Origin of the sequence: Brachybacterium hainanense, assembly GCF_042434575.1 — a bacterium.
GTDB lineage: Bacteria > Actinomycetota > Actinomycetes > Actinomycetales > Dermabacteraceae > Brachybacterium > Brachybacterium hainanense.
Window position 1 is genome coordinate 96495 of the sequence record NZ_JBHLSV010000008.1, and the last position, 23382, is coordinate 119876.

At 70.2% G+C, this 23382-nt stretch carries 24 protein-coding genes and 1 tRNA gene; 13 read left to right on the forward strand and 12 right to left on the reverse strand.

Annotation, left to right across the window (positions count from 1 at the left end; all coding sequences use genetic code 11):
* Positions 1-36 precede the first annotated feature (36 nt).
* On the reverse strand, positions 37-846 hold the full coding sequence (locus tag ACFFF6_RS08620) for a response regulator (RefSeq protein ID WP_376979949.1): 810 nt from the start codon (positions 844-846) through the stop codon (positions 37-39).
* Positions 843-1994, reverse strand: a complete 1152-nt coding sequence (locus ACFFF6_RS08625) for a sensor histidine kinase (RefSeq protein WP_376979950.1) — start codon at positions 1992-1994, stop codon at positions 843-845. Before ACFFF6_RS08625 ends, ACFFF6_RS08620 begins: the two co-directional genes overlap by 4 nt.
* A gap of 69 nt (positions 1995-2063) precedes the next feature.
* Here ACFFF6_RS08625 and ACFFF6_RS08630 point away from each other — a divergent pair, with 69 nt between their 5' ends.
* Entirely contained in the window at positions 2064-2270 is a 207-nt protein-coding gene (locus ACFFF6_RS08630; protein ID WP_376979951.1) for a hypothetical protein, read from the forward strand.
* Between the two features lie 77 nt (positions 2271-2347).
* On the opposite strand, the gene ACFFF6_RS08635 is transcribed toward ACFFF6_RS08630, so the two are convergent.
* Entirely contained in the window at positions 2348-2731 is a 384-nt protein-coding gene (locus ACFFF6_RS08635; protein WP_376979952.1) for a universal stress protein, read from the reverse strand.
* Positions 2732-2805: 74 nt separating this feature from the next.
* Positions 2806-3486 carry a lysophospholipid acyltransferase family protein gene (locus tag ACFFF6_RS08640; protein WP_376979953.1) on the reverse strand — a complete coding sequence of 227 codons (681 nt, stop codon included), beginning with the start codon at positions 3484-3486 and terminating at the stop codon, positions 2806-2808.
* A 227-nt stretch (positions 3487-3713) separates the two neighbouring features.
* Between ACFFF6_RS08640 and ACFFF6_RS08645 the strand changes: the two genes are divergently transcribed.
* From ACFFF6_RS08645 to nrdE, 4 genes are all read left to right on the forward strand, one after another.
* Complete coding sequence (locus tag ACFFF6_RS08645; protein ID WP_376979954.1) at positions 3714-5468, forward strand: Gfo/Idh/MocA family oxidoreductase; 1755 nt, start codon at positions 3714-3716, stop codon at positions 5466-5468.
* Positions 5469-6164: 696 nt separating this feature from the next.
* Positions 6165-6428, forward strand: a complete 264-nt coding sequence (nrdH, locus tag ACFFF6_RS08650; RefSeq protein ID WP_376979955.1) for a glutaredoxin-like protein NrdH — start codon at positions 6165-6167, stop codon at positions 6426-6428.
* A 133-nt stretch (positions 6429-6561) separates the two neighbouring features.
* Positions 6562-6960 (forward strand): class Ib ribonucleoside-diphosphate reductase assembly flavoprotein NrdI, encoded by a 399-nt coding sequence (gene nrdI, locus ACFFF6_RS08655; RefSeq protein WP_376979956.1) that lies wholly within the window; start codon positions 6562-6564, stop codon positions 6958-6960.
* A gap of 5 nt (positions 6961-6965) precedes the next feature.
* The gene (gene nrdE, locus ACFFF6_RS08660; RefSeq protein ID WP_376979957.1) at positions 6966-9098 is read left to right on the forward strand and encodes a class 1b ribonucleoside-diphosphate reductase subunit alpha; all 2133 of its coding nucleotides are present in this window, start codon (positions 6966-6968) and stop codon (positions 9096-9098) included.
* Between the two features lie 99 nt (positions 9099-9197).
* Here the strand turns inward: nrdE and ACFFF6_RS08665 are convergent, their stop codons facing one another.
* The 4 genes from ACFFF6_RS08665 to ACFFF6_RS08680 form a co-directional block, all read right to left on the reverse strand.
* Positions 9198-10550, reverse strand: a complete 1353-nt coding sequence (locus ACFFF6_RS08665) for a hypothetical protein (RefSeq protein WP_376979958.1) — start codon at positions 10548-10550, stop codon at positions 9198-9200.
* A gap of 106 nt (positions 10551-10656) precedes the next feature.
* A complete protein-coding gene (locus ACFFF6_RS08670) occupies positions 10657-11916 on the reverse strand; it encodes a DUF418 domain-containing protein (RefSeq protein WP_376979959.1) in 1260 nt (419 codons plus the stop codon).
* Positions 11917-12066: 150 nt separating this feature from the next.
* Positions 12067-13068, reverse strand: a complete 1002-nt coding sequence (locus ACFFF6_RS08675) for a permease prefix domain 1-containing protein (RefSeq protein ID WP_376979960.1) — start codon at positions 13066-13068, stop codon at positions 12067-12069.
* 10 nt (positions 13069-13078) lie between these two features.
* Positions 13079-13435, reverse strand: a complete 357-nt coding sequence (locus ACFFF6_RS08680) for a PadR family transcriptional regulator (protein WP_376979961.1) — start codon at positions 13433-13435, stop codon at positions 13079-13081.
* Positions 13436-13667: 232 nt separating this feature from the next.
* On the opposite strand from ACFFF6_RS08680, the gene ACFFF6_RS08685 reads away from it, so the two are divergent.
* The 3 genes from ACFFF6_RS08685 (at position 13668) to nrdF (ending at position 16880) form a co-directional block, all read left to right on the forward strand.
* Entirely contained in the window at positions 13668-14027 is a 360-nt protein-coding gene (locus ACFFF6_RS08685; RefSeq protein WP_376979962.1) for a DUF485 domain-containing protein, read from the forward strand.
* The gene (locus tag ACFFF6_RS08690; protein WP_376979963.1) at positions 14024-15610 is read left to right on the forward strand and encodes a monocarboxylic acid transporter; all 1587 of its coding nucleotides are present in this window, start codon (positions 14024-14026) and stop codon (positions 15608-15610) included. Before ACFFF6_RS08685 ends, ACFFF6_RS08690 begins: the two co-directional genes overlap by 4 nt.
* Positions 15611-15911: 301 nt before the next feature.
* Positions 15912-16880: a class 1b ribonucleoside-diphosphate reductase subunit beta gene (gene nrdF / locus ACFFF6_RS08695; protein WP_376979964.1), complete on the forward strand. Its 969-nt coding sequence runs from the start codon at positions 15912-15914 to the stop codon at positions 16878-16880.
* A 105-nt stretch (positions 16881-16985) separates the two neighbouring features.
* Here nrdF and ACFFF6_RS08700 read toward each other — a convergent pair whose 3' ends face one another.
* The 4 genes from ACFFF6_RS08700 to ACFFF6_RS08715 all read right to left on the reverse strand — a co-directional run bounded on the left by ACFFF6_RS08700 (position 16986) and on the right by ACFFF6_RS08715 (position 20040).
* A complete protein-coding gene (locus ACFFF6_RS08700; RefSeq protein ID WP_376979965.1) occupies positions 16986-17627 on the reverse strand; it encodes a DUF3349 domain-containing protein in 642 nt (213 codons plus the stop codon).
* Positions 17628-17645: 18 nt separating this feature from the next.
* A complete protein-coding gene (locus ACFFF6_RS08705; protein ID WP_376979966.1) occupies positions 17646-17930 on the reverse strand; it encodes a hypothetical protein in 285 nt (94 codons plus the stop codon).
* A 1-nt stretch (position 17931) separates the two neighbouring features.
* Positions 17932-19170 (reverse strand): inorganic phosphate transporter, encoded by a 1239-nt coding sequence (locus ACFFF6_RS08710; protein ID WP_376979967.1) that lies wholly within the window; start codon positions 19168-19170, stop codon positions 17932-17934.
* A gap of 213 nt (positions 19171-19383) precedes the next feature.
* Positions 19384-20040 carry an IMPACT family protein gene (locus tag ACFFF6_RS08715; RefSeq protein ID WP_376979968.1) on the reverse strand — a complete coding sequence of 219 codons (657 nt, stop codon included), beginning with the start codon at positions 20038-20040 and terminating at the stop codon, positions 19384-19386.
* A 94-nt stretch (positions 20041-20134) separates the two neighbouring features.
* Between ACFFF6_RS08715 and ACFFF6_RS08720 the strand changes: the two genes are divergently transcribed.
* The 5 genes from ACFFF6_RS08720 (at position 20135) to ACFFF6_RS08740 (ending at position 23365) form a co-directional block, all read left to right on the forward strand.
* Positions 20135-20704: a hypothetical protein gene (locus ACFFF6_RS08720; RefSeq protein ID WP_376979969.1), complete on the forward strand. Its 570-nt coding sequence runs from the start codon at positions 20135-20137 to the stop codon at positions 20702-20704.
* 78 nt (positions 20705-20782) lie between these two features.
* A tRNA-Lys gene (locus ACFFF6_RS08725) sits at positions 20783-20858 on the forward strand.
* 453 nt (positions 20859-21311) lie between these two features.
* Positions 21312-22016: an Ltp family lipoprotein gene (locus ACFFF6_RS08730; RefSeq protein WP_376979970.1), complete on the forward strand. Its 705-nt coding sequence runs from the start codon at positions 21312-21314 to the stop codon at positions 22014-22016.
* 191 nt (positions 22017-22207) lie between these two features.
* The gene (locus tag ACFFF6_RS08735) at positions 22208-22798 is read left to right on the forward strand and encodes a histidine phosphatase family protein (protein ID WP_376979971.1); all 591 of its coding nucleotides are present in this window, start codon (positions 22208-22210) and stop codon (positions 22796-22798) included.
* Between the two features lie 72 nt (positions 22799-22870).
* Positions 22871-23365, forward strand: a complete 495-nt coding sequence (locus ACFFF6_RS08740; protein WP_376979972.1) for a nuclear transport factor 2 family protein — start codon at positions 22871-22873, stop codon at positions 23363-23365.
* Positions 23366-23382 lie beyond the last annotated feature (17 nt).

Sequence of the window (23382 nt, forward strand, 5' to 3'; positions counted from 1 at the left end):
TGGGTACACCCCGGAGGCGACCTGCCGCCGCGGACGTCAGGCGCGGGGGCCGGGAGGCTCGGCCAGCCCCAGCTCGAAGGCGCGCACCGCGATCTGCAGCCGAGAGGCGGAGCCGAGCTTCGTCATGAGCGAGGTGACGTGCTTCTTCACGGTCGACTCGGACAGCACCAGCTGCGCGGCGATCTGCGTGTTCGTGTCGGCCCGGCACAGCAGATGCAGCACTTCGAGCTCGCGCTCGGTGAGGGCCGGGAGCGGCCGGTCCGCGGCAGGATCCGCCGCTGCGGGGCCCTCGCCCGGGGACGCCGCCCCGGTGGTCTCGGGCGCGGCGGCCCCGGGACCGTCGGGGCCGGGCGACGGGGCCGCGGGGGGAGGGGACGTAGGAGGAGCTCCCGCCGGCGCGGTCGCGGCGGATCCCTCGGCGAGGGCGGCCGGTTCGCGGGCGAGGGCGGAGGCGACCTCCGGGGTGATCACGACGCCGGCTCCCGCGGCCGCGGCGCGGACCGCGGCCACGAGCGCCTCCGCGGGGGCGGACTTCAGCAGGAACCCGGCCGCGCCCAGGGCGAGGGCCTCGCGGACCTGCTCGTCGGTCCCGAAGGTGGTCAGCATGAGCACGCTGATCTCCGGCCGATCCCGCCGGATGGCCGTCGCGCCGGCCAGCCCGCCCATCCCCGGCATCGACAGGTCCATCAGCACGACCTGCGGGGCGATCCCGTCCAGGAGAGAGAGGGCCTCCTCGGCGGTCCCTGCCGCGGCGATCATGTCGACATCGTCGGCCGAGCGCAGGTACATGGCCAGCGCCTCCCGGACGATGGGATCGTCGTCGCAGATCAGCACCGGAATGCTCACGTGTCCTCCTTCGGCAGCGGCGCGTACAGGCGCGCCATGAATGATCCTCCGTCACCGCGGGTGTCGACGCTCCCGCCGACCACCGCGATCCTCTCCTGCACCCCGACGAGCCCGCTGCCGCCGCGAGGAACGAGGGAAGCGGCCGTCGAGCGCCGGTTGGTGAGGACCACGTCGATGCTCCCGGGAGCGGTCTCGAGCATCAGCCCGACCGCCTGCCCCTTGTCCCCGTGACGGATCGTGTTGGCGACCAGCTCGCCCAGGCACAGCGACAGCGTCATCGCGAGCGGGCCCGGGATGAGCTGCGTCCCCTCGACGTCGGTGTTGACCTTGAAGCCGGCCTCGGCCAGTCGCTCCTGGGGCAGGCGCAGCAGCTCCCGGGCCTCGACCGCACCGCCGTCGCCCTCGGGCTCCCCGTCCTCCTCGCTGCGCCGCAGCGCCTCCATCGCCGCCCGCAGATCCTCCGCGGCGGCACGGGCGGCGACGCTGATGCGCGCGAGGTCCTGATCGGTGGCGCGGTCCAGCTCGGGCCGCAGCCGGGCCTGCTCCGCGATGAGCACGACCTCCGTCGTCGCCCGGATCGCGGTGTCGTGCAGCTCCCGCGCGAGAGCCTGCCGCTGGGCCGCGAGGTCCTCGACGCGGCGCCGGCTCGACTCGCCCAGGCGGTGCCCGAGCACGCGGATCGTGATCGCGATGATCGCCGTGATGACCAGCAGCACGATCCAGAAGCCCGCACCGGTGAGGACGTCGGAGACCGAGGTCGCCGCGCTGAAGGTGGCGGTCACCAGCAGCGCCGCGTACCAGAGGCCGATCAGCAGGCTCGTGCGCGGCCGGCAGCTGATCACGCACGAGGCGAAGGCGACCAGGCAGGCGAAGACGCCGAGGCCGATGTAGAGGCTCGGCAGCGACACGGCCAGGGTCAGCACCCCGCCGAGCGCGACCGAGGCGGGCACCGGGTGCAGCGCGGAGAGACCGCCCGCGACGCTCATGAGCACCCACAGCACCAGGGTCGAGGGCTCAGGATGGTGCCAGGCGCCCGGGGCGGCCAGGAGCAGCAGGACCAGAGCGATCGAGATCGCGGGCAGTGCGCGACGGGTCGCGCGGAGCACGCCGTCGAGGTGGTCCAGCAGCGAGATCGTCCGTGTGGGCACGGGGCCAGGGTACCGGCGTCGACGTAAGCTATGCGTGTCCGACCGCACAGCCTGCCGAAGGAGTCCTCCATGTCTGCCACGTCCGCGACGTCCATCCGCACCCGCCTCGTCCACGGCCTCGCCGTGGCGGCCGTCCTCGGCATCACGATGGCCCCCGTGGGCGCCCTCGCGAGCCCCATCAGCGACAAGGTCGGCGACGGGAGCACCGTCGAGGCCCAGAAGATCCAGGGCATCTGCGAGATCGCCCCGCGCCTGCCGTTCATCTGCGTCGGCTGACCCGGCCTCCCCGGCCCTCCCGCGCGGCGCCCGTCTACCTGTCGTGGACGGGCGCCGCCGCGCGGGCAGCGCCCCGCTCAGACGACGAGCACGTCGCTGGGGGAGGAGGTCAGCAGCTTCTGGATCGTGATCCCCAGCAGGTGACGGGCCATGTCGCGCTCCCGCCGGATCCCGACGACGAGCAGCTCCGCCCCTTCCTCCTCGACGACCTGGACGAGGACGTCGGAGACGTCGTCATCGGTGTGCTCCTGGCGCACGGCGATGCGGACGGAGGAACGGCGCACCATGTCCTGGGCGCGCTCGAGCTGCCCGGCGTCCGCATGCCGGGGGTCCTCCCCCACGTCGTCGCGGACCACGTTGACGATGATGAGCGGACCGCCGCGGCGCTCCGCCTCCCGGTGGGCGGCCTCCAGGGCCGCGAAGCCCACGGGGGTGGGGATGAATCCGACCACGACGGCCATGGCGACCTCCTGCTGACGAGCGTTGCCCCGATCCTACGGGCTGGGACGGCCCCGGGCGGACAGCACCGTCAGCCTCAGAGATCCGAGGTCGCGTGACGGTTCAGCTCATCGGCCCGCTCCTGGCCGCTGAGCTCCGCGATCGCATCCATGATCCGGTCGGTCAGCTGCCGGCGGCGCACGCCCGTCGGCAGGCTCGGGTCGATGTCGGACGGGTGGATCGGCGTGCCGAAGCGGATCGTGATCGTGCGCCGTGCGGGCAGCAGGCGCCCCGTCTCCTGCACCGTGTCGGTGCCCTTGAGCCCGACCGGCACGACCGGGACGTCCGCCTCGAGGGCGAGCCATGCCGCTCCCTGCCGCCCCTTGTAGAGGCGGCCGTCGCGCGAGCGCGTGCCCTCGGGATAGATGCCGAAGCCGTCGCCGTCCTGGAGGATGCCGAGCGCCGCCTTGAGGGCGCCCTGCTTGGAGGCCAGGGTGTCGCGGTCGACGGGCACCGTGCCGATGGCCTCGAAGAAGGACTTCTGGATCCAGCCGATGGGGCCCTTCCGCCGCCAGTACGTGTCCTTGGCGATGAAGCGCATCTCCCGCGGCGAGACGACCGGGATCATGTAGCTGTCCAGGAGCGACAGGTGGTTCGAGGCGATGAGGAACCCGCCCTCGGCCGGAACGTTCTCCAGCCCCGTCACGCGCGGGCGCAGGTAGAGCTTGGTGATCGGCGCGGAGATGCCTTGCGCGATGCGGTAGAAGGTCGAGGCCAACGGTTCCTCCGGGCGGGACGCGGTCTCGCCCCGGTGGAGGCCGGGCGAGCGGACGGTCCAGAGTACCGCGGCGCCCGCGGCGCCCGAGGCCCGGTCCGAGCGCCCGCGGAGCCTGCGCGTCGGGGCCGTGCCAGCCCCGTATGGTAGAACAGCGCCGCGCTCCGGCTCCGCCTGCGACGTCGGCTCCCCTGCTCGCTCTTCTGCTGCTCTCCCGAAGGAGTGGACATATGCCCAAGGTCCTCCGCATCGCCGTGGTCGGCGCCGGGACGATGGCCCAGTCGGTCCATCTTCCTCTGCTGCGTCGGCGGTGGGACCGCTTCAGCGTGGAAGCGCTCGTGGATCATTCGCCGCGCCGTCGCCGCGAGGCGTCCGAGGCGTGGGGCATCGCGGAGGAGGCGCGATACGAGAGCGTCGCGGACCTCATCGCCGCCGTGCGCGCGAAGACCGTCGTCCTGGACGCGGTGGTCCTGTCGACCGACGGCCTTCACGTCGAGGACGTCCTCGCCTTCGTGCGACGCGGCATCCCGGTGCTGGTCGAGCCGCCCGTCGCGTTCTCCGCCGAGGAGCTGCGCGTCCTGGCCGACTTCGAGCGGATGACCGGTCGGCGGATGATCGTGCTCGCCTACCCGCAGCAGCATGACGAGGCCGTCGCGGCGCTCGCGGGGCACATCGCCCGCAAGGATCTGCGGATGATCGACTACGAGGTGCTGATGCCGGCGAGCCAGCCCCTCTTCGCGCATGCGCACGTGACGACGTCCGCCTACGACCTCCCCAGCGAGGTCCGCTCCGCCCGTCGCGCCGCGCTGCAGGACGCCGTCGTCGCCGGCACGGGGGAGGGCGCGACCCAGCGTGACCGCGACCTGTATGTCAAGGGCCTGCTCACCGGGGTCGCCCATCAGCTGGCCGTGATCCAGAAGGCCTACGGTCCGCTCACGGAGCTGACCGCGGTGCGCCACTGGCCGCGCGGCGTCATCCCCGGCTCGATCGAGATCCTCGGCGAGCTCGAGGGCGGGGCGCCCGTGCGGCTGGTCTGGCACTACCTGCCGTTCGCCCCCGAGTACTCCGAGCGCGTGCGCGTGCTCTCCGCCCGCCGCCGCGTCGAGCTCGACCTCGCCGCGCCCTCCTTCGCCGACCGCCGCTCGAGCATCAGCCTGCGCGAGAAGGTGAGCGGATCGGTCACGCAGACCTCGGTCACCTCGACGATTGGCTCCGTAGAGGCGATGTGGGAGGCGTTCTACGCATTCCTGACCAAGGGCGAGGAGCCGGGATCGGGCGTTCCGGAGGCGCTCGCCGAGCTCGCCCTCATGCACGAGATCCTCGATCGGATCGTCACCGCGGACGGCCGCTCCCTCGAGCCGGAGCCCGAGCCCGAGCCCGATGCCGCCGCCGAGCCCGATGCCGCCGCCGAGGGCGACGGTGCCGGAGAGGGCGAGACCTCCGACGGGGCCGATGCCTCCGCATCGGTCGCCGCGGTCCCGGAACCCGCCGCCGCGGAGGGGTCCGCGGGGCAGGACGGGGCCCACGGGGACCTGGCTGATCCCGATCCTGCGGCCGCATCGGCTCCGGATCCGGCCGTCGATGCCGATGCTGCGCCCCTCGAGGCGACGGGCGGGCCGGACGCGGCTGCCGATGCTGACGCTGATGCGGCGGGCGCGCTGGACGCGGCTGCCGATGCTGACCCGGCCGGAAGGTCCGCTGATGCGGCTGCCGAACCGGATGCCGGCACCGAGCCTGCCGCCGAAGCACCCGTCGCCGCCGAGCGGGAGAGCTCCGCGGGCTGGTCCGGCGAGCGGGAAGACGCGGATCGCGAGGCGCGGGACCGGGGCGCGAACTCCACCGAGGTCCTCCCTGACCTCGACCTCACGACCGCTCCTCTGCCGTCCGCCACGTTCCCGGTGTCCCTGGGCTCCGCTGAGCCGACGACGGGGGAGCGCGACGTCTGGTCCGCCCCGGCCGAGGACGAGACCCGGCGCGACTCCTGAGCCGAGGCGGCGCGGTGCCGTCGTCTCCCTCGGGACACTCCCCATCGGCCGTCGGCTGATCGCGGCCCGTCTCGACTGACCGTGGTCGAGGCACAGCACCCACGCTGTGCCTCGGCCACGGTCAGTCGTCGTCCGGGACGATCGCTGTGCCTCGGATGCGGGCAGACGTCGGTGTCGGCGGCGCGCGGGCCCGGATCCGGGTATCGGACGGCGGCGTGCACGACACGCCGGGGACCGGACGCGACACGCCGAGGACACGCGGCCGCAGGATCGCTCCGGGCTGCGGAAAATCGGGGAAAACGGGTGTCCGAGGCCCGCGCCGTCCACCGGCGTCGGTACCCCCGGGAACGATATGCACACCCCCGTCCACGGCGTTCCTGCAGTCCTGCGCGGACTGTCCCCACTCCCGCGAAGTTGTCCACAGCTGTCCCCAGCCGCTTGTGGATAACATCCGTGTAGTTCAGTACATCTTGTGGTCACCCCATCACGGGACCACTAGGTGTAGTGTTGGAGAGGTCAGGGCGACCTGGGGGAGATCCCCACGAAGAGCCGCCCGGGACCTTCGTGAGCTGGCTCTCGAAGGTCCCGCACGCGCCGCGTGGAGCACCGCGATCGGCCCTGGCATGCAGCACCCGAAGACCCGTACGACAGAACGTCCCGCTCCCCGCCGAGCAGCACCCCCGAGAGAGGTCCCCGATGGATATCACCGTGTACTCGAAGCCCCTGTGCGTCCAGTGCGATGCCACCAAGCGCGCTCTGAACAAGGCCGGGATCGCGTACGACGTCGTGGACATCACCGAGGACGCCGAGGCCCTGGCGCACGTGAAGTCGCTGGGCTACGTGCAGGCCCCCGTCGTCATCACCGGCGCGGACCACTGGTCCGGCTTCCGTCCGGACAAGATCAAGGCTCTCGTCGCGAGCGGCGCGGCCGCCATGGCGCACAGCGCCGCCGCGATCTGATCACCCGCTGATCCACGCCGCGGCGGGCCCACCCGGAGCATCCGGGGGAGCCCGCCGCCCACCCGCAGGAGACCGGGGGCGGACGGCGACCCGGCCGGCGCCGCCCCGGACGCAGCACGCAGGAGGCAGGGCCATGGGCACGCTGGTCTACTTCTCCTCCGTCTCGGAGAACACCAAGCGCTTCGTCGACAAGCTCGGGATCCCTGCGCACCGCATCCCGCTCCGTCCCAGGGACGAGCCCCTGGTGATGGACCAGGAGTTCGTGCTCGTGGTCCCCACCTACGGCGGAGGAGAAGGGCGCGGGGCAGTCCCCAAGCAGGTCATCAGGTTCCTCAACGACGAACGCAACCGGCGCCTGATCCGGGGCGTCATCAGCGCGGGGAACACGAACTTCGGCGAGGGCTACTGCAAGGCGGGGGACATCATCGCCGCGAAGTGCCACGTCCCCCACATGTACAGATTCGAGCTGCTGGGCACCACGCGCGACGTCCAGCAGGTCACACGAGGATTGGAAGAGTTTTGGCGACACTGACGGAGATGCCTGCCGTGGAGCACCACAAGGCGCAGGACTACCACGCGCTCAACGCGATGCTGAACCTGTACGGCAGCGACGGCAAGATCCAGTTCGACAAGGACCGGCTCGCCGCCCGGGAGTACTTCCTGCAGCACGTGAACCCCAACACGGTGTTCTTCCACTCGCTGCGGGAGAAGCTCGACTACCTCGTGGAGAACGAGTACTACGAGTCCGCCGTCCTCGAGCAGTACGACTTCGAGTTCGTGAAGTCGCTGTCGGAGCAGGCCTTTGCGAAGAAGTTCCGCTTCCCGACCTTCCTGGGCGCCTTCAAGTACTACACGTCGTACACGCTGAAGACCTTCGACGGGAAGCGGTACCTCGAGCGCTTCGAGGATCGCGTCGTCATGGTGGCCCTCACCCTCGCCCGCGGCGACGAGACCCTCGCCCGCAACCTCGTCGACGAGATCCTCGACGGCCGCTTCCAGCCCGCCACGCCGACCTTCCTCAACGCCGGCAAGGCGCAGCGCGGCGAGCTGGTCTCCTGCTTCCTGCTGCGCATCGAGGACGACATGGAGTCCATCGGCCGCGGCATCAACTCCGCGCTGCAGCTGTCCAAGCGCGGCGGCGGTGTCGCCCTGCTGCTGAGCAACCTGCGCGAGTACGGCGCCCCGATCAAGCAGATCGAGAACCAGTCCAGCGGCGTCATCCCCGTGATGAAGCTGCTCGAGGACTCCTTCTCCTACGCCAACCAGCTGGGGGCCCGGCAGGGCGCCGGTGCGGTGTACCTCAACGCCCACCACCCCGACATCCTGCGGTTCCTGGACACCAAGCGGGAGAACGCGGACGAGAAGATCCGCATCAAGACCCTCTCGCTGGGCGTCGTGATCCCGGACATCACCTTCGAGCTCGCCAAGAACAACGAGCCGATGTACCTGTTCTCCCCGTACGACGTGGAGCGCGAGTACGGCAAGCCCTTCGCGGACGTGAACGTCTCCGAGGTCTACCGGGAGATGGTCGACAACCCGCGGATCGCCAAGAAGAAGATCAAGGCGCGCGAGTTCTTCACTACCCTCGCCGAGATCCAGTTCGAGTCCGGCTACCCGTACATCATGTTCGAGGACACGGTGAACCGGGCGAACAACATCCCCGGCAAGGTCACCCACTCGAACCTGTGCTCCGAGATCCTGCAGGTCGCGACCCCGTCGACGATGAACAACGATCTCAGCTACGACACGCTGGGCCGCGACATCTCCTGCAACCTGGGCTCGCTGAACATCGCGCTCGCGATGGACTCCCCGGACTTCGCGCAGACGATCGAGACCTCGATCCGGGCGCTGACGGCGGTCTCGGACACCTCGGACATCTCCTCCGTGCCGACCATCGCCGAGGGCAACCGCAAGTCCCACGCCATCGGTCTGGGCCAGATGAACCTCCACGGCTACCTCGCCCGCGAGCGCGTGTTCTACGGCTCCGAGGAGGGCCTGGACTTCACGAACATCTACTTCTACGCCGTCACCTACCACGCGATCCTCGCCTCGATGCGGATCGCCAAGGAGCGCGGCGAGACCTTCTACGACTTCGAGAACTCGAAGTACGGCACGGGCGAGTACTTCGACAAGTACATCGACCGGGCCTGGGAGCCGAAGACCGAGAAGGTCCGCGAGCTGTTCGCGAAGTCCTCGGTCCACGTGCCCACGCAGGAGGACTGGAAGCAGCTGCGCGAGGACGTGATGAAGCACGGCATGTACAACGCGTACCTGCAGGCCGTGCCGCCGACCGGGTCGATCAGCTACATCAACAACTCCACCTCCTCGATCCACCCGATCGTCTCCAAGATCGAGATCCGCAAGGAGGGGAAGATCGGCCGCGTCTACTACCCGGCGCCGTTCATGGACAACGACAACCTCGAGTACTACGAGGACGCGTACGAGATCGGCTACGAGAAGATCATCGACACCTACGCCGAGGCCACGCAGCACGTGGACCAGGGTCTGTCGCTGACCCTCTTCTTCCCGGACACCGCGACCACCCGTGACGTCAACAAGGCGCAGATCTACGCCTGGCGCAAGGGCATCAAGACCCTCTACTACATCCGCCTGCGGCAGATGGCGATCGAGGGCACCGAGGTCGAGGGCTGCGTCAGCTGCATGCTGTGACGGGGTGATCCGGCTCCCGCCCTCCGAGACGGGAGCCGGGGAACGGAGAACGGCCCGCCGCGAGGGAGAACCTCGGGGCGGGCCGTCCGTATCCGCGGCTCACGCCAGCAGAGGGCTCACCAGATGCCGTGCCGCTCCGGAGGGGTCGGAGCCGAAGAGCGCATCGTCGCAGCCGGCGTCCGCCAGCAGCAGCGGGCCGTCCGCGGCGCGGAGCACGGCGGCATCGCCGACGCGCGCATCGGGGCTCGTCGAGATGAGGTAGCGGTCCTGCAGCCGCACCACCTGCGCGGTCACCGTTCCGGTCGGCGTATGGCGGGTCACGCGGATCGCGCAGTCCTCGGCCGATGCGCTCGCCCCTCCAGGGAGGGCATCGGCCGCGCTCGCGCGCAGCTGCGCCCAGCCCGTGCTCCGCTCCTCCGCGCTCCAGTCCCAGATCAGGTCGAGTCCCTCGTGGTCGAGGGGGATCCGCAGATCGGCCGGCAGCGGCGCGAGTCGGCCCAGCTCGGCCAGGTGCAGGACGGCCGCGGAGAGTCCGGCGGAGGGGAAGACCGCGACCTCGGTCGTGTCCTCGCCGCGGCTGGTCGTGCGCAGGGTCCACCAGTGCGACAGGGTCAGCTCATGCGAGACGACCTCGCCGGGACGGGCGACGAAGACCGCCGCATGCCCCTCCGGCTGGCTGAGGATCTGGTGGAGGGTCGAGGTGAGCGCCACGTCGAACCCCGGCACGGGAGCGGCGACGGGCATGGCCGAAAGCTCGGTGAGCAGATGCTGGACCGTCGGCGTCGGGCCCTGCGCCATGAGGACGGGGGAGGGCTCCTCCGGCGCGCGGACGATCCTCCAGGAGGCGAGGATGCGGTCCAGCACGGCGCCGTGGGCCGCGTCGACCTCCGGGGTGGTGGTGAGGGTGACGCTGACGCCGATCCCGTCGACGATCCGGCTGCGCTGCCGCACGAGATAGGTGGTGGGCGAGTGGTCGATCGCCAGCAGGGTCTGCTGCCAGGTGGCGTGCTCGGCCGCCTCCGCGCTCGCCTCGGGCAGGAGGCCGTGCTCGAGGACCTGGAGGTGGGGCAGGCTCATGCGCTGCTCCTCGAGCCGAGCGGACTGCCAGGAGGACAGCTCCGTTCCCGCGGGGAGCCGGGTGACGGCGACGAGGAGGGTCGATTCGAAAGCCGGGGCGAGCGTTGCGTCGTCGCCGAAGGCAGCGGACATCGCCGTGGCGGGCAGCGCGGGCCCCGGGCCCGGCGGGAGACGGCGCCAGGTCTCGGGAAGCTCCAGCTCCGAGATGACGGGGATGCGGTGCAGAGCCACGCGCGCGGTCCATGTCTCCTGGCCCGAGGCCAGGATGGGGCCGGGGTGGTCGAGGGGGTCGGCGAGGCGGCCGGGCCAGCGATCCGGGGCCGTGCACGGGACTGCGTCTCCGGGGAAGAGCCCGGCGCTCGGGAACATCGCCATCATGCCTCCTGCATGCGCGCCATGCTCGGTGCACGCGCGCCGATCCACGGTACCGGGGCACGACTCCGGGGGCCATGGGGAGAAGTACCCATGGCGCGGTCGGAGATCAGCGGTTCGGGGTCCGGCGGCCGTAGGTCAGCCGGCGCAGCAGCACCTCCGCCGGACCGCGAGCGCCGCGCTGTTCGAGCAGCATCGCGAGCGGGACGCCGAGCGCCCAGGTGAGCAGGCCGATGAGCAGCGCGAGCGAGGTGCCGGCCCAGCCGCCCACCCCCAGGCCCCAGGCCGAGAGCACGATCGCGAAGACGAGGGACTGCAGGAGGTAGAAGCTCAGGGAGCGCTTCCCGACGGCGGCGATCGCCCGCACGATCGGCGGACGCGAGGAGCCGAGACGCGCCGCGAGGAGCGCGAAGGCGGCGGCGTAGCCGACGCCTGTGCACACACCGGTCACGGAGCTGAGACCCATGAACATCCAGGAGGCGTCCTCCCGGACCGGCAGCACGTCCAGGGAGGTGAGCGCTCCGGGCAGGGCGCCGAGCCAGCCGATCGGGATCCCGATCAGGGCGAGGCGCCGCAGGAGCGGCAGGTGCGCCGCGGGGTCCTCGAGCAGGCGGTGCCGCGCGGCGAGCCAGCCCAGGAGGATCGACAGGGGGATCGTGAGGCTGACGACCTGGGCGATCGTGAGCCCCGCCCAGATGCTGGTGCGGGGGAGGATCGAGGCGAGGTACGAGGGGGAGCCGGCCGTGACGTCCTGCGGGTCGGCCATCACGAACTCGCCTGCGGCGCCCTCGGGCGCGAAGGCGATCAGCAGGGCCCCGCCGGCCACGGAGATCAGCGCGTACAGCGCGAGCAGTCCTGCGAGGACGGAGCTCCAGATGATGAGGGTGCGATCCCGGCGGCGGAAGAACAGCCACACCAGCAGCAGTCCGGCGAGACCGTAGGCGCCCAGCACGTCGCCCATGAACAGCAGCGAGGCATGCACCAGTCCGAAGAGGATCATCGCCGCATGACGGCGGCGCAGCATGCGGCGGACATCGGCCTCCGGCAGCCCGCGCTCGATCCGGGACCGGGTGAACTGGACCATCCCGTAGCCGAAGAGGAAGGCGAACAGCGGGTAGCTGCGCCCGTCGACGGCGATCATCATGATCGCCTGGAGGATCCGGTCCAGCGTGCTGCCCTCGAGGGGATGCGCACCGGTCATCTGGGTCGGCCGGCCCCAGAGATGCCAGGACACATTGGCGAGCGCGATGAGGGCGAGCATGAGGCCGCGGGCGAGGTCCGGGGCGAGGGAGCGCTCCGGGACCTGCGCGGAGGCCGCTCCTGGGGACGGGGCGGCGGGCGGGGGCGAGGGGGCGGCGGGCGTGGACATGGTCGTCTCCCGGAGGGGTCGGCGATCGGGTCGGCGTCGTCGTGCGGTGGGTCCAGAGTAGGCGGGACCCGGTGGGATCCGCCCGCGACGAAGGTCTATCCCCGGGGGTGCGAGGGCGCGGGGGCTCCTCCGGAGGGCGGGGCCCGTCGGTCAGCGGCGGGAGGCGTCCTGCCCGGTCCGCAGGGCCCCGCTCACGGCCCAGATGCAGCCGTAGAGCACGCCTGCGATAGGCCAGATGATCCAGGTCGAGCCCCAGTCGCCGGTCGCGAAGCTCCAGCCGAGGAAGATCGCGGTGGCGAGCGGCCAATAGACGGCGGCGATGACCCGGATCGCGGGATGCACCGACGGCCCGGTCAGGTCGTCCGGGTCCTCCTCGTTCTCGAGGGTGTCCGCGGCGGAGCTCGCCCAGGCACCACGCAGCAGGATCCACAGGCCCGCCGCCACCATGAGGAGGGTCAGGCAGACGCCGAACAGCACGCTGGCCTGGTCCTCGTCCTCGGAGAGCAGGGCGGGCACGAGGATCGGGACCGCGCACAGGATCCACAGCGAGAGCGCGATCGCGAAGGAGATCTGGGAGCGGGTGCGGTGCTCCCGCCGCAGCTCCCCGGCGTAGGCGCGGACCTCGGCGGTGGGGGTGAAGTCGCCGTTCTCGATGTCCGCGTAGTCCTCGAGACGGCCGCCGCGCACGACGAGCATGAGCACGCCCGTCGTGATGAGCACCAGCAGGAGGACGAGGCCCGTGAGCGTCGCCCAGCCGGGCGGCTCCGGCTCGATCTGCCCGCTCCAGGCGATCAGGAGCAGGAGCGGCACCACGGACAGGACGAAGAGGGTCACGCCGCCGGCGACGAGGCCGCGGTTGCGGCGGATCGCGTCGACGTACTCCCGGGCACGGTCCGCGGAGAGCCGGGGAGGTCCCGGCGGTGCTGCGGCGCCGAGGTCCGCGGCGATGCCGAGCTCCGGGGCGACCTCCTCGAGGCTGCCGAACTCGGCGATGACGCGGCCCACCGCCTGGGACTCGCTGAGACCCTGGTCGAGCAGGCTCTGCTGCTTGTCCTCCATCATGGCGCGCAGCTCCGCGCGGGCCTCGTCCATGCGGGCGCTGCGCGGGTAGGGGTCGAAGAGCGTGTCGAGGTAGGAGTCGATGACGTTCATGGCGGGGTCCTCACCTGGTTCCTGAGGGGATGTCGGAGGGGGTCGGGGGGAGGGCGAGCTGGTCGACGAGGGAGCGGGTGCTGATCCATTCCTCCCGCTTGGATGCGAGCTGGGCTCGTCCGGTGTCGGTGATGCGGTAGTAGGTGCGGGGCTTCCCGGTGGGGGAGAGGTCCTCGTAGGAGTCCAGGAGGCCCTGGGACTCGAGCCGCTTGACCGCGGTGTAGAGGGTGGTCTGCTTGATGACGTACTCGCCGCCGGAGCGGTCGGTGATCGTCTGCGAGAGCTCGTAGGCGTAGGAGGGCCGGGCCTCGAGGATCGCGAGCAGGATCAGGTCGATATGCCCGCGGATCGCATCGGCTCCGATCATCGGCGCGCCTCCTTTCCGGGCTGGTGCGGTGCCGGTCGGACGACCCGCCGACACCATGCTCCCCACAACGTACTACGGCACGCGTAGTACGACAAGAGGAGTAACCCGGCGGCGTCGAGCCGGGCGGTCACGATGCCACGGGTCCTTCATCGCCGATGTGACGTCCGATACAGTGACGCACACCCGCGGTCCCCGCCGCGGGCCTCCTCGAGAAGCGGCAAAGGAGCCAGCTTTGACCGACCCCACCACCGTGGGCGAGCGCAGCCTCGCCGTGCAGCGATCCGCCGAGTTCCAGCGGCTGCGTCGCTCGTTCCTGTCCTTCATCGTCCCCCTGACGGTGCTGTTCCTCCTCTGGTACCTCGTGTACGTGCTCCTGGCCGGCTTCGCCCCCGGTCTCTACGCCCGGCGCCTCGGCGACACCTTCTACACCGTCGGCCTCGTGATGGGCATCGGGCAGGTGATCACGACCTTCGTGATCACGATGCTCTACCGCTCCTGGGCCGACAAGCGGTACGACCCCCAGGCCGAGGCGATCCGCCGGCACATGGAGAGCGGAGAGCTGCTCGAGCAGGATGCGGAGGACGCCCGATGATCGACCAGATCAACCCCGTCATCAACATGATCGTGTTCGCGCTGTTCGTCGCGGTCACGCTCTTCATCGTCTTCCGCGTCTCCCGCCAGAAGGCCAGCGCCGCCGAGTTCTATGCCGGCAGCCGCTCCTTCACCGGGCCCCAGAACGGCATCGCGATCTCCGGGGACTACCTCAGCGCCGCGAGCTTCCTGGGCATCTGCGGCGCGATCGCCGTCGCCGGGTACGACGGATTCCTGTACTCGATCGGCTTCCTCGTCGCCTGGCTCGTCGCCCTCCTGCTGGTCGCCGAGCTGCTGCGCAACACCGGCAAGTTCACGATGGCCGACGTCCTGTCCTTCCGCCTGAACCAGCGCCCCGTGCGCATGGCCGCCTCGCTCACCACCCTCGCGGTGTGCTTCTTCTACCTGATCGCGCAGATGTCCGGCGCAGGCGGCCTGGTCGCGCTGCTCCTGGGCCTGCACGGCGGGGCGGCGACAGCGATCACCGTCGCCGTCGTCGGCGTGCTCATGATCGTGTACGTGATCGTCGGCGGCATGAAGGGGACCACCTGGGTGCAGATCATCAAGGCCGTGCTGCTCGTGATCGGCGTCGGGGTCCTCGCGCTCATCGTGCTGGGCCGCTACGGCTTCGACTTCTCCGCCGTGCTGGCCGATGCGGTGAAGCTCTCCCCGGACGGCGAGGCGATCCTCGCACCCGGCCTGAAGTACCCCAACCCCGTGGACTTCGTGTCCCTGGGCCTCGCGCTCGTCCTCGGCACCGCGGGGCTGCCCCACGTGCTCATGCGCTTCTACACCGTGCCCACCGGCAAGGAGGCCCGGCGCTCCGTGGTCTGGGCGATCTGGATCATCGGCATCTTCTACGTGCTCACCCTCATCCTGGGCTACGGGGCCGCCGCCCTGGTGGGACCGGAGGTCCTGCTCTCGAAGGAGACCCCCGGCGGCGAGAACGCGGCCGCGCCGCTGCTCGCCCTCGCGATCGGAGGGCCCGTGCTGATGGCGATCGTCTCCGCGATCGCCTTCGCGACGATCCTCGCGGTCGTCGCCGGTCTCGCGATCACGGCGGCGACCAGCTTCGCCCACGACATCTACGCCTCCGTCATCAAGAACGGCACCGTCCATCCGGACGAGGAGGTCAAGGTCGCCCGCGCGACCGTGGTCGTGATCGGGATCCTGTCGATCATCGGCGGGATCGTGGCGCTCGGGCAGAACGTCGCCTTCCTCGTCGCCCTCGCCTTCGCGATCGCGGCCAGCGCGAACCTGCCCACGATCCTGTACTCCCTGTTCTGGCGGCGGTTCAACACCGGCGGCGCCCTGTTCTCGATGCTGGGCGGGCTCGCCTCGTGCCTGGTGCTCATCGCGCTGTCGCCCGCCGTCTCCGGCAACGAGAAGGCCATGTTCCCGGACCTCGACTTCGCCCTGTTCCCGCTGTCGAATCCCGGCATCGTCTCGATCCCGTTGGGCTTCGCGCTCGGGATCATCGGCACCCTGGTCACGAAGCCGGAGCCCGACCACCTCGAGAAGGCCGCGGAGATGGAGGTGCGCGCCTTCACCGGCGCCGGTGCGGAGACCGCGGTCGAGCACTGAGCGCACTCGAGCGGGCTCCGCGAGCCCTGAGCGCCTCGTCATCCCGCACTCCGTCCGCGAGCGGCCCGTCGTCCCCGGTCCCGGGGACGGCGGGCCGTCGCCATGCGAGGTCGATCCTGTTCCCGACGTGCCCGGGAAGGTGAGGTTCCGGACCTTCTGATCATCGTGCCGAGCGGCTCATGCGCCCGACCAGCGGCACCGCCCGGAGGGCTCGCCGTCCCGGGACGGAGGTCCGCGAGCCGGGTCCCGGAGCGACCTAGACTGAGGGCTGCCGTACCGGATTCGAGAGCGCGAGGTAGTGGTGAACGATCACCTGAAGACGTCCGTCCAGGCCATCAACTGGAACCGGATCCCCGACCCCAAGGACCTCGAGGTCTGGGACCGCCTGACCGGGAACTTCTGGCTCCCCGAGAAGGTCCCGCTGTCCAACGACATCCAGTCCTGGAACCGTCTGAGCGAGCAGGAGCAGACGCTCACCATGCGCGTCTTCACCGGCCTCACGCTGCTGGACACCGTGCAGGGCACCGTCGGCGCGGTCTCCCTGATCCCCGACGCGATCACCCCCCACGAGGAGGCGGTCTACACCAACATCGCGTTCATGGAGTCGGTGCACGCGAAGTCGTACTCCCAGATCTTCTCGACCCTGTCGGACACGAAGCAGATCGACGACGCCTTCCGCTGGAGCGAGCACAACGAGGCTCTCCAGAAGAAGGCCAAGATCGTCATGGGCTACTACCAGGGCGACGACCCGGAGAAGCGGAAGGTCGCCTCGACGCTGCTCGAGTCGTTCCTGTTCTACTCCGGCTTCTACCTGCCGATGCACTACTCCAGCCACGGCGAGCTGACGAACACGGCGGACATCATCCGCCTGATCATCCGCGACGAGGCCGTGCACGGCTACTACATCGGCTACAAGTTCCAGAAGGCCGTCGAGAAGGCCGACGAGGCCCGCCGCGCGGAGCTCAAGGACTACACGATGTCCCTGCTCTACGAGCTCTACGAGAACGAGGAGGAGTACACGGAGGACCTCTACGACCCGGTCGGCTGGACCGAGGACGTGAAGACCTTCCTGCGCTACAACGCCAACAAGGCGCTCATGAACCTGGGCTACGAGCCGATGTTCCCCTCCGAGATCACCGAGGTGAACCCGGCGATCCTCGCCTCGCTGTCCCCGAACGCCGACGAGAACCACGACTTCTTCTCCGGCTCCGGCTCGAGCTACGTCATGGGCAAGGCCGTGGACACGAGCGACGACGACTGGGACTTCTGAGCCGCTGACTCCGCCGAAGGGCCCGGACCTGCACGTCTGTGCAGGTCCGGGCCCTTCGTGCAGGGTGCGACGGCGGGGCGCCAGGCCGGGGAGCAGCTCGTGGGCTCAGCGACCGGCGCGCAGCGGCCAGCCCTTCGCCGCCAGATGCGAGGCCAGACGCGCCATGTCCGATTCGCTGGGGAGCGTGTCCGTGTAGCGGGTGATGAGGGTCCCGGCGTCGATGGGGTCGATGCGGCGGGAGGCGCGGGCGTCGTCCACCAGGCGGGAGGCGACCTGCGCGACCTCCTCATCGGTCAGGCGGCGGCGCAGCAGCGCCAGCAGCGGCAGCCGGTCCGTCGGAGGGATGCCCTCCGGATAGCCCTCGGTGAGCCAGGCGATGATCCGCTGGACCAGGTTCGGCGGCTCGGGAAGGTCCGCGGCCGCGTTCTCCGCGACATCGGCCAGCTGCCGGTCGTCGGGGGCCTCGCTGAGCGGCCATCCCACGGCCGCCAGACGCGCCGCGACCGCGCGCACGTCCTCTGGCGCGACCGTCGCCTCCTTGAGCCGCTCGATCGCCTGGTGGACGTCCTCGGGGCAGATGTCGCCGTCGGGGTTCTCGCGGATCAGCGTCGCGACGATCTCGTCGAGCTCCTGCGGCTGCAGGGTGCGCGTCAGCAGCGCCAGCAGGGGATAGAAGTCATGGGGCGGGACACCGTCGGGGTATCCGGCATGGAGCCAGTCCAGGACAGCGCTCAGGGGGTTCGCCATGATGGACACTCCGCGGGGTCAGATGGGCAGGGTGATGCCCAGATAGTGGTCGAGGCTGTTACGGGTCACGAACAGCAGACCATAGACCACGGCGAGGCCGACGAGCGTGAAGATGGCCCAGGACGCGTACTTCGCGACCGGGTTCGGGGCGGAGACGGAGCCGTCGCGGCGCTCGCCGCCGGCCCCGCGGTCCTGGAGGACGATCCCCAGGGAGAACAGCAGCGGGAGCCCGGCGCCCAGCAGCAGGCCCACGCCCAGCACGCTCGTGGTGTTGCTGATGATCTCGGCGATGTCGATGCTCATCTCAGGCGTCCTTTCCGGCGGTGGCGAGCTGCGGGGCGGCGTCGTCGGCGGCGACGGCGAGGTCGGGGGTCTGCGCGGACTCCCACTCGTCGTTGACGTTGTCGGCGTCGATCTTCTGCCGACGCGAGCGGTGCATGATGTACGCGGTCGTGCCCACGAGGATCCCGAAGATCAGGACGGCGCCGCCGATCCCGCCGATCAGGTTGCCGAGGAAGAACGTCACCGCGCCGACGAGGGCGGCGGCGGGCAGGGTCATGAACCAGCCGACGACCATGCGGCCGAACACGCCCCAGCGGACCTGCGCGCCCGGCCGGCCCACCCCGGAGCCGACGATCGAGCCGGTCGCCACATGCGTGGTCGACAGGGCCATGCCGAGGTGGCTCGAGGTGAGGATGATGGCCGCGGAGGAGGCTTCCGCCGCCATGCCCTGCGGCGAGTCCAGCTCGACGAGGCCCTTGCCGAGGGTGCGGATGATGCGCCAGCCGCCCATGTAGGTGCCCAGCGCGATCGCGCCCGCGCACAGGACGATGATCCACACGGGGAGGCCGTGCTCGATGATCTCCTGGTCGGAGAGGGTGCCGTGGGCGATCAGGCCCAGGGCGATGACGCCCATCGTCTTCTGTGCGTCGCCGGTGCCGTGGGCGAGGGAGACGAGGGAGGCGGTCGCGATCTGGCCGGCGCGGAAGCCCTGCTCGCGGCGCTGTTCGCGCACGTTGCGGGTGATGCGGAAGACCAGCCAGGAGCCTGCCGCGGCGATGCCGCCGGCGATGAACGGGGCCAGCAGGGCCGGGATGATCACCTTGACGGTGAGCCCGTCCCAGTTGATCCCGGAGGTGCCCAGCGCCGCGAGGCCGGAGCCCAGCAGGCCGCCGAACAGGGCGTGCGAGGAGCTCGAGGGGAGGCCGAACAGCCAGGTGGCGAGGTTCCAGAGGATGCCGCCGACGAGCCCGGCGAAGATGATGAACAGCGCTGTCTGCGAATCCAGTCCGGCGAGCAGAGCGCCCGTGTCGGTGTCCTGGATCTTCAGCACCGAGGTGGTGACGGTGATGGCCACCTCGACGGAGAGGAACCCGCCGATCAGGTTGAGGATCGCCGAGAGCCCCACCGCGACCTTGGGCTTGAGGGCGCCCGTCGCGATGGATGTCGCCATGGCGTTGCCGGTGTCATGGAAGCCGTTGGTGAAGTCGAAGGCGACAGCCGTGACGATCAGCAGCAGCAGGATGACGAGTTCTCCTGTCATGCCGCCAGTGTGCGCCAGCGGAAGCGGGACCCGCCACCGCCCCCCAGGGCTGTTCACCTTGCGTTCACCTGCGACCGGGGCTTTTCCTTCCGATGTCTGGGAAGTCACAGGGAGCGGCGGTCGGATCCGCGGCGCGAGCAGGCCCGATGAGGCTGTGAGGGAGCATCGCCGGAACGTTCCGGACATGGCGCGCCCGGTCCGCTGCGCGCGGGGTCAGGGCAGCGGCAGGTCCACGGTCCGCGAGCCGACGCGCTCGGGGGAGAGGCGGCCCTGCGACCAGGCCGCGATATCGGCGGCGAGCTCCTGCTCGAGGGCGGGGTCGATGAGGAGGCTCAGCGCCGCGTGACGCGCCCCGTACTCGGTGGGGAGCGTCGTCGCCTCGCGGCCCTCGGCGAAGCGCCGCACCGCGTTCTCCGCGATGCCGGCCTCCGCGAAGGGGACGTCCAGGCGCATCTGCCGCAGCTCCCGGCGGCGCAGCAGGGTCGAGGCCGCGACCGCCTGCTCGACGCCGGCGGTGTAGGCGCGCAGCAGGCCCCCGGCGCCGAGCTTCACCCCGCCGAAGTAGCGGATCACGATCGCGAGCGTGTCCGTGAGCCCGGCATGCAGGAGCGCCTGCAGCATCGGCATGCCCGCCGTGCCCGAGGGCTCTCCGTCATCGCTCGAGCGATGCACGGGCGGGGAGGACTCTCTCTCGCCGATCACGAGCGCGGTGCAGCGATGACGGGCATCGGGATGATCCGCGCGGGCGGTGCGCAGGAAGGCATCGGCCTGCTCGAGGGACTCCACCCGGTGCAGGCGCGTCAGGAAACGGGAACGTCGCTCGACGAGCTCGGTCTCGACATCGGCGGCGAGGACCAGGGGATCGGGCATGCGGGGAGTCTACGGGCCGGCGTCGCCCGGCGGCCTCTACGATGACGGGACGCCGCCGGCGCATCCGCCCCGTCCCCTCCCGGAGGAGCCCAGCATGACCTCGTACCCCGCCCCGTCCCCGGCCGGTCCGCCGCCCGGGCCCGCACCGCGGCAGAAGCGCAGCCCTGCCGGGAAGATCCTCATCATCATCGGCGCCGTGATCCTGCTGGGCGCTCTCGTGACCGGCGGGATCCTCGCCTTCGCCGGGATCGGCGGCGTCGTCAAGGACGCCTCGGGCTCCACCGTGATCGACTCCGGGCAGGGCAGCGTCGAGCTGACGGCAGGCGATGTCCGCACCCTCTACTACGACTCCTCCCAGGGCTCGCCGATCTGCACGATCACCGGGCCCGACGGCGCCGAGCCCGCGAACGGCGGCTTCCAGAGCAGCACCATCACCGTGAACGGCACCGAATGGCGCTCGCTCGAGAACTTCGAGGTCACCGCGAGCGGCGAGCACGAGATCTCCTGCGACGGCGGCCCCGTCATGGTCGCCCCGCCGGTGTCGATCGGCGGGATCTTCGCGGGCGTGGGCGGGATCCTCCTGGCGGTCCTCGGCGGCGGTCTGGGCGTGCTCGTGCTCGTGGTCGGGATCGTGCTGCACGTGGCGCTGAAGCCGAAGGGTTGAGGCCGCCGCGCCCAGGTCGGGCCGCCTGCTCAGGGCGCGCGTGTGGGCCGGTACGATGGACCGGCCCGCAAGGGTGTGGGGCCTGTAGCTCAGTTGGCAGAGCATCGGACTTTTAATCCGCGGGTCGTGGGTTCGATCCCCACCGGGCCCACCAGGCCTGAGCCGGTATGAAGCCCTCCGATATAGCCGGTCCTCTGGGCGAAGGGCTGAACCTGGCCGGGGGTGGCCTAGGAATCGGTGAGTCACAGAAGACTGCCGATGACGCTCCTGGGCGCCATCGCTCGAGCATGGTCCCCGGGCATAGAGGCCATCGCCCTGCGGCCACGAAGCGCGGGCCAATCTCGCGCTCGCGAACCAGCAGGTTCGCGTGGACGCGCTCGGCAAGACGACGGCTTTGTCCTAGCGTCGTCGCGGGAGGGCTCGGCCCCACGCCGGAGAAGGTCGCGACCCACGCGCGTCGCTCCACGGCGCGAGATGTTCGCCTCGTGGGCCGGCGGGGGCGCTGGACGTGACATCGGATGGCAACTGGTCACGGTTCGATCACTTCGGTCACGATGGGCGGGGTCGTGTGTGAATCTGCTGGTGACCACGTAGAAAAGGACCTGAAATGTCTCTTCCCCCCACACCCGATCCGCAGGGCTCATCCACCTCTGCGAACCTCCCGCCGCAACCTCAGTATGGTGGTGGCCCCGCCCCGGCCGCACCTCAGAAGAAGGGGCCGGGCAAGTGGATCGCCCTAGGGTGTGGTGGCTGCGCACTCATCGTCATCATCTTCCTGATCATCGTGGCCGCCGCGGGACTGATGGGCGGCGGAGACGCCGCGAAGACCAGCGCCCCCGCTACAGCGACGGAGCGGACATCGGAGGCACCAGAGGAGGCAGTGACGGAAACTGCCACCGAGGAGGCGTCTGAGGAGCCCGTCGAAGCGGCGACCACCCAGGAACCTGCCGAAGCCACGACCGAACAGGAGCCTGCTGAGGAGACGACAGAGGCAAAGGCGGACATCCCTGAAGAGGGTGAGGTTGCCCTCTCGAAGGCGCAGGACTACGTCGACATCATGCCGTTCTCCAAGAAGGGCCTCTACGATCAGCTCACCTCCGAATACGGGGAGCAGTTCCCGGAGGACGCTGCGCAGTACGCCGTCGACAATGTCGATGCTGATTGGAACGCCGAGGCGCTCGAGGCCGCGAAATCCTACCGCGAGAGCATGTCGATGTCCAAGGAGGCCATCCGCGACCAGCTGACGTCAGAGTACGGAGAGCAGTTCACTGAGGAAGAGGCTCAGTATGCCATTGACCATCTGGATGACTGATCGATCCGTTCAGGCGTGACGAACAGCCCCCGCTCCGTTCAGGGCGGGGGCTTAGTCGTGACACCGCGGACGCCGTCGCATTCTGTAAATGCGCTTGGCCCGCTCCGTCATCGATAATTCTGGTCTTCCCTCGAAATCTCCCGCACACGCTGACCTGGACAAGGCGAACTTCATGCTGGTTGGATGGGAAAATGACCTTCGAAGCCCTCTACCTCGCTCGGCACGGACAGACGGCGTGGAACGTGCAGCGACGTTGGCAAGGCCAGCTCGACTCGCCCCTCACCGAGCAGGGTCGGCAGGCGGCCATGGCTCTAGCGCGGTTCGTCGTCGAGCACAGCATGGACGCCGTGTTCTCGAGCCCGCTGACCCGTGCCCAGTCCACCGCAACGCTCGCTGCCGAAGCTGTCGGCGTCGAGCTACGGGTGCTCCCGGATCTCGCTGAGGTGCACCACGGCGATATGGCCGGGTTGACCGCTGAGGAGGCGGACTGCAGGTTTCCCGGAGTTCGCGCGTCACGGGAGGACGACAAGTACCGGTGGCGTTTCCCCGGGGGCGAAAGCTACGCGGACGCGGACGAACGGGCCGCCCGCGCAGTTCTCGAGGTCCAGCGCAGCGGGGCACGTCGCCCAGTGATCGTTTCGCACGAGATGATCGGCCGAATGCTGCTTCGTCAGGTTGCCGAGCTGGAGCCGCGGGAGACCCTCCGCAGAACGCAGCCCCATCACATCGTCTACCGAGTGGTGCCAGCGACCCGTGACGTATCGGAGCTCTCGACGACCTGAACGTCACGATGCGGCAGTACGGTGGCTCCACCAGGACCTCGCACTCTCAGACGAAAGCGATGGTGTCGCGACATGCTCGACGAGCTGCTCGACCTCGAACATCGGGGATGGACCTCGCTCTGCGACGGCACCGGGGCGGAGTTCTACGGGCGGATCATGACCGCCGACGGCGCCATGGTCCTCGCGCACGGCCAGATCTTCGACCGGCGGGCTGTCATCGATTCCCTCGACGAGGCACCTCCGTGGCGGACCTATGAGATCGTCGGCCCGCGGCTCGTCCGCCTCAGCGAGGACCACGCGGTCCTGCTCTACACCGGCCGCGCCTACCGCGACGGTGACGCGCCGGCCTCCGTGGCGCTCATGTCCAGCGTCTACACGCGGCGCGACGGCGTCTGGCGGCTCGCCCTCTACCAGCAACGCCCGTGCCCGTGCAGTCGTAGAGCCTGTCCGCTCCCGCTCGCGGAGCGACGGACGCCGTACCGGCCCATCGTGTGTGCGGGGTATCGGTTCCACAGCGGCGCTCGGCCTTTCTGCGATGGATGTCGGGGCGACCGCAGGGTGAGATAGTGGCAGTCCACGCCGCC